Consider the following 6,391-nt stretch of genomic DNA (forward strand, 5'->3'; position numbering starts at 1 on the left):
TCCGTCTACGCTTCTTCAGCTTGGGATGACAGACGACACGCGGGATCCCGCAAACGGGGAACGAGCCGCGCGCGAAGACGCGATGCGGGAGCTATGAATAGCAACTCCGCGGAGCTCAACCGCAGAACGGGCTCCGCAGCCAGGTCGTCGGATGGTCCGAACAGCCCGAGAAAGCCGAGCAGACCGAGGCAAACCGTAAGGACGACCGCCAATACCTGCGCCGTCCGCGACCACGGCGTTGTTGTCCTCCTAAACGAGGCCCATCCTGCTGGCTTCATAAACAGCCTCCCCTCGCGAATGCACGGCAAGCTTCTGGTAGATGTTCTTGACGTGGGTGGTGACGGTGTGCGGCGAGACTCCCAAGAGCCGAGCGATCTCGCCGAAGCTGAAGCCCTTGGCGATCAGGGAGAGGACTTCCGATTCCCGGCCCGAGAGAGCCGCTTCCGCGGTTGGCCCGGCCGGCGGCACAGGTACTCCCGGCTTGAACCGCTTCAGCAGTTGCCGCGCGATCACCGGACTGATGGGGGAACCCCCGGCGCGCAACTGCCGAATGAGCCCGACGAATTCTTCGGGCATGCTGTCCTTCAAAATGTAGCCGGTGGCGCCGGCTTCGATGCTGGCGAGCACATGGTCCTCATCGTTGAACACGGTGATCACCATGATGTCGGTGGCGGGGTAGCGGCGGGCCGTCTCCCGGATGAGGTCGACGCCGCTTCCGTCAGGCAGACCGAGGTCGGTGAGCAGCACATCCGGCGCGGCCTTGCTCAGCGCCTGCCGCGCGGAGGCAAGGTCCCCGACCGCGGCGAACAGCCTCAATTCCGGGTCGGAGGCAACGATCGAGCAGAACCGGGTCAGAAACGCCGGATCGTCCTCGACCACCATTACCGTGATCATTCCCCTCCCCTCGGCATGGCGTCCCTTGCTATTGGAATCTTCTGCGGCCCGTTGCGCAAGAGCGGTGCAGTGTCGGTGAAACGAACGCCGCAGTAAGCGCCAGTTCCTTGCCTTTCGTGCGCCGCCCCCATCGCGACGCAGCGTACCGATGCGATTACGGCAGCCGATAGGTTCCCCGTTTCTTGCCGATGAAGTTGTAGGTCCCGCTGGCCGCAGGCAGGCTGGTGACGACCTCCCACTCAAGATTGCCTTCGATGCCTTTGTAGTTCCCCGTCCCCGGTCCGAGGGTCGCCGTGCCCTTCTTGGCTCCGGGCGCGACGCTCCAGGGCTCGACGAACTTGTCACCGTCCTTGTCGGTGAACACGCAGTAGCCGTTCCTCGTTTCACCCCCTCTCACCCCAATGCAGTCTCCCGTGGCGTTGTGAAAGATTCCCTGCCCGGCGTCGTTGGTCGCGATCAGCCGGTTGTCCATCGCAACGACCCTGGTCCCATCGCCGACGTCGATCGTACGGCCAAGTGCCCCCGCTGCCGTATATGTCACCGCAAAACTGCCCTGCTTCGGCAAATCCTCGGCAGAGACCGACGGCACGTGGGCGAGCAGTGTGCAAAGCCCCGCTGCGAGCAGCGCGAAACCCGAATTGTGAACAATGTGATCTGAATGGACAGTCATAATCCACCTCCTTGGCAGAATTTCTCTCCAACCACGACGTGGCTGCGGAGGCTCAGCGTAAGGGGGCAAGGGGCTGATCGAAATCCCGTCAATGCGGACAGACATCCCGTGAACACGGGATGACGTGCCGCAAAAGCTTTGACGACGCCTCCGGAGAGGCGCGTGGGACAGCCTACCAATATGCCATCGGCTCGGGCAGTGCCGCGCCGCAGTCGCACGTTCGATCCGCCTTCGCAGAGTCGGCCATGTGCCCGCACGCCTCGCAGCGAACCCAGAGTGCGCCAATCCGTTCGGGAATCCAGACGCTGGTCATGAGCGCCTGGCCGAGCCCCTTCGGCCGAAAGACTCGAGTCATGGCTTCCTTGTGGGTGCCGCCGCGCAAGAGTTGCCGGGGATTTTCCGGACTCTCCCACGCCGTCACCGTGAGCATGCGATGGCCGACGATCATGCCCACCCAGCCGATGAATCCCTCCATCGGCAGCATCTCCACGACAGTCTGGCGCGAGAGCTCTCGGATCTCCTGCACCTCGTCGTCGGAGCGCGCTTCGACGGTAGTAATGCTGAATGCCCCAGGCTTGGTCTTCTTGCTCGACTGGACCGTGGTACTGGTTCCCCATGCAAAGGGACCAATCGAGCAGGGCTGCACGACTACCTGCAGGCCGAGTTGATCGGGCACCACCCGCGAGTCGAAGTAACCCCGCACCGAGCGAATGCGATCTCCCTCGACCTGGATGAAGTCGGCGCCGGCGAGCGTCACGCTGCGTCCGGTAGGCGGCAAGCCGAGCATCGAGCCAGTGTTCGTCCCGCGCATGATCCACTGCGCCGAAATGAGCCCGGCACCGTCGTCGGCAGCGCTCGCGGTCGCAAACGACAGATCCGGAAACGCAGCCCACAACCCCCTTGCGTAGGCGGCAATGGCGTCACCCTGAAGATTCTCACCCGCCGACGGGTCACTGTACGTCCCGCCGCTGGCGAAACTCGCGACGATCGCCTCTGCGTCGCGCCGGTTCCAGGCGTCGAAGTAGCGTTCTGCAACTTGCATGGGACTCATGATTTCCCCGTCGTCGCGTGACCGTGCCGCCGACTCTCGGCTCGCATTGCGCATGTTAGACCTCGCGCGGAGGGAAAGCGATGATGCAGATGCACTGTACGAACGGCTTGCCTAAGCCGTGCGTGTGGGTGCGCCGGACTTGCGCGCGTGCCGCCGCATCAGGATCCGCCACAACTCCTCCATCGTGTGGAATGGAGTCTTCCTGCCGCTTCGGACCTGCTCCACCATGCCGATTGGTTGCGGCGGATTGCCGTTCGCCTGCCGGTAGATTCGTACCACGTAGGTGTCGCCGCCCGTCGCCGGCATAGCGCGATCTCCCGTCCTGATTGGTGACGTGACGAACCTCAGCTCGTGAGCCGGCCGTGGACCGAAGCCGTCATTCCGGGGCAGCCCGTAGGGCAGAACCCGGAATCCGGGAGATTCTCGGCCTCCGTTTCCGTGGTTCCGCTACGCGGCCCCGGAATGACGTGCTGACGTCTCCCGCTCTCCAGCATCAAACTGGCCGCAACAGGGATACCAATCGGTTACGGATTGCGAAACTCAGGCCGCCTCTCGTCTTCAAGGTCCATCCGCTCCGGCGAGCAGTGCGCGGTAAAGCGCTTCGGAGGCAGGCGACGGTGTCACCCCGAGAGTCACCGAAATCGTCTGCCGCAATCGCCGGTACACGGCCAGCCCTTCCGCACGACGCCCGCTGTCCCGGTAGCAGCGCATCAGCCCCTGATAGAACTCCTCCGCCAGCGGATCGGCATCTATTCCCCGCAGGTACAGCGCGATCGCGTCGTCGTGCCGCCCCATTTCGTGCAGATAGCCGGCAAGCGCCCCGACATGGCGAATGAACAAGCTGCGCAGCCGCTCGCGCGGAGAAATCGTCCACGGCGCGTCGCTGTCCTCGGCGAAGAGCACGCCGCCGTAGAGGTCCAACGCCTTTCGCACCAGCAATGCAAACTCTTCCCGCTTCCCTGCCCGCGTCGCACGATCGGCCTCGGCAAGCAACCGCTCGAAGGCCCAGGCGTCGACCCAGCAATTGCACTGATTCAGGGTTACGCGTCCCTCATGGATCTGGATGATCTCGTCGTTGCCGAGCAGTTTGCGCAGTCGGTGCACGGCGATGGCGAAGGCCTGGTGACCGGAATCAGCCTCTTCATCCTGCCATAGGGCTTCGGTGAGACGCGTTTCCGGAACCTCTGCGCCACCGGACGCGATGACCGCCTTCAACAATGCCAGAGGCTTCCTCGGCGTCTTGCGGGGGAATTCCAGCGGCCGATCGTCCTTGAGCAGCAGAAAACGACCGAGCGTGAAGACCTTCACCGGCCACGGCCAGTCCACGATGTCGGGTACTTCCGGAAGCACCCGGCGCTGCCGGATGACCTCCCTGACGAAATCCGGTTCGATGCCGGCTGCGAGCGCACGCGAGCACAAACGAGTGCCATCAGTGGGGCAGAACCACAGGCTCTGCCTGAACGAGAGTTCGCGCGCGAGCCGCAAGGCCCGCCTGAGCGCATCCAGCGCCGTCGCGGGGTCATCTTCGGCGAAGGCGATCAGCGCCTGCTGCATGAGACCCTGGCTCACCACTGCCGGGTAGTCGATGCGAACCGCGAGCGGGAGCATCCGCCCAAGTTGGTCCTTGGCGCCCCCGAGCTCGCCCAGCTCCAGCAGGACGCGGCTGTAGAGCAGCCGGGAGCGCGCCTGCGATATCAGCCATCCGGTTGCTTCCGCCAGCTCGATGGCCCGCTCTGCGTACTTTGCAGCGGTCGGCAGACTGCCTTCGAGCAGCGCGGTGAACGAAGCGAGGTAGTTGTAGTAGCAGCCGGCAACGCCGCAGCTAACGTCCGCATTTGCCGCGATGTCCGCCAGCAGGCTCAATGCAGTCGCAACGTCGCCGCACAAGAGGGCCGCACGGCCGCCGTGCCAGCGCAGGAACGTATCCCAGGTGTGTATTCCGACCCTGCGCGCATGATCGAGTCCGGCAGTCATGGTGGCGAGCGCCTCGTCCAGTCTGCCCAATTCGATCTCGATTTGGATGCGGCCAAGATAGCTGAAGCTTCTCGCAAGCGCGGAGAGATCCTGCACCCGCGACGCTGCTTCGAGTATGAGCTTGGCCGGCACCAGATGTCCCCGCTGTGTTTCGTAGCTCACCGCCAGGTAAGCCAGATAGACGCGGTTCGCGCTGTCGGTTTCGGAGAGACCCAGCGCAATGGCGCGATCCCGCCACGCGCCGAACCGTGGATGCCACGGCCTGCGGTGCTGGAGCGCGACGTACATGCCATAGACGAATTGGTACTCGATCTCTTCCGAGGGAAAACCGGAATCCTCGGCGAGCAGCCCGTCGGCCATGGCAATCCACGGATCCATCTGCTTCACATCCCCCTTGGGGTCGAAACGGATGGCCTGAATGATCCGGGCCCATGACAGCAACAGTCCGGGCCGGTCCCGGTTGCGTTCGAACAATGTGAAGGCGCGCTGGAACCAGGTGATGGCAGCCGCAGGCGCAGCCGGAAGCAGGGCGAATCCGCGCCAGTAACACAGCCACCCATCGTCTTCGATCAGGGACGCCGGCAGGCAATCCAGCCAGCGGCCGAGCACGGCGTAGCGTCCTTGTTCGATGAGCAACTTTGCAGAAGTCAGCGCGATCGCAGCGATACGCTCCCAATTGCCCGTCCCCTGCAGCAACTCGACAGCGGCTTCGGGATGCCCGGCTTGTTCCAGGAGCAGCGCGGCGCGCTCAGAGATGGCAGACAGCTGCTCCTGCTTGAACAGCTTCTTTGCCCGCGTCAGCAGAAACTCGCGGAACAGCGGGTGATACTTGTATACGGGCTCGGTCTGCGCATCGCGGGCGATGAAATAGTTCTTGTGCACGAGCGCTTCGAGGATGTCCCCGGCTCGACTGTTGGCCGTAAGCCGCTCCGCCATGTCTGCCGAGATCGCGGGCGGCACCGCGGTCGCCAGCAGCACGTCCTGCGCGGCCGGATCCAGCCGACGAAAAACTTCCTCGGCAAAGTAATCGAACACGAGCTGCGGCGAACGTGGGTCGAGCCCCGTGGTTTCGCCCGGCGGCGGCGCTTTTCCCGATTCCAGCATGAGTATGACGCCGGCGACCCAGCCCTGCGTGGCGGCCGTGAGCGCCGCAAGGTCTGCGTCGCCCCGATCGATCCTTCCACGCGAAGCCACGACACCCCTTACCTCGTCGACGTCAAGCCGCAGCGCTTCGGGGGAGACTACCTCCATCAGGTCGTTGGCGCGCAGCCGCGCCAACTGCGGTGGCGGCTCTGCGCGGCTCACGACGACGACACGCCTCGACTCCGGTGTCTCGGCCAGACCATGGACAATCAGCTCATGCAGCGGTGAGTCGAGCGCAACCTCGTGATAGTCATCGAAGACGAGCAGCGATCGCCGCGGCAGCCGTTCGTGCAAGTTCTGGAAATACTGTCGCGTGAAGGCAGGAAGTCCGCGGCTGTAGATCGCGGTCAGCATCGGCAGCAGCGGCACGTCACGCGTGGCGGCATGTTCCGCGGCCCGGCCAAGGAAGTAGAAGAACGTGGCTGGATCGGCATCGCCTTCGTCCAGGCGATGCCATACGGGATTCAGGCGCCTCGCCTTAAGATAGCTTGCGACGAGAGTTGTCTTGCCCGCCCCCGGCGGTCCGTGGATCCAGACCACGCGATGCGCCGACGCGTGATCCAGCAGGCGGAACAGCCGCTCGTTGGGATGAATCGCCCGCAGCCGCGGCACCGTGGTTTTCGCGAGAGACGACATGGGCGCGCCAGTGCATCCATCCG

Annotated in this window: 5 protein-coding genes; all 5 read right to left on the minus strand. The window is 64.2% G+C overall.

The genetic code is table 11. From position 1 onward, the window contains the following. Nucleotides 1–249 precede the first annotated feature (249 nt). The 5 genes from JNK68_15890 to JNK68_15910 all read right to left on the minus strand — a co-directional run bounded on the left by JNK68_15890 (nucleotide 250) and on the right by JNK68_15910 (nucleotide 6,368). On the minus strand, nucleotides 250–882 hold the full coding sequence (locus JNK68_15890) for a response regulator transcription factor (protein ID MBL8541825.1): 633 nt from the start codon (nucleotides 880–882) through the stop codon (nucleotides 250–252). Between the two features lie 166 nt (nucleotides 883–1,048). After that, complete coding sequence (locus JNK68_15895) at nucleotides 1,049–1,564, minus strand: hypothetical protein (protein ID MBL8541826.1); 516 nt, start codon at nucleotides 1,562–1,564, stop codon at nucleotides 1,049–1,051. Between the two features lie 172 nt (nucleotides 1,565–1,736). Further along, nucleotides 1,737–2,606: an ester cyclase gene (locus JNK68_15900; GenBank protein ID MBL8541827.1), complete on the minus strand. Its 870-nt coding sequence runs from the start codon at nucleotides 2,604–2,606 to the stop codon at nucleotides 1,737–1,739. Between the two features lie 120 nt (nucleotides 2,607–2,726). After that, a complete protein-coding gene (locus tag JNK68_15905) occupies nucleotides 2,727–2,921 on the minus strand; it encodes a hypothetical protein (GenBank protein ID MBL8541828.1) in 195 nt (64 codons plus the stop codon). Between the two features lie 252 nt (nucleotides 2,922–3,173). Continuing rightward, entirely contained in the window at nucleotides 3,174–6,368 is a 3,195-nt protein-coding gene (locus tag JNK68_15910; GenBank protein MBL8541829.1) for a hypothetical protein, read from the minus strand. Nucleotides 6,369–6,391: the final 23 nt, after the last annotated feature.

The organism is Betaproteobacteria bacterium, assembly GCA_016791345.1.
Classification (GTDB): Bacteria; Pseudomonadota; Gammaproteobacteria; order Burkholderiales; family JAEUMW01; genus JAEUMW01.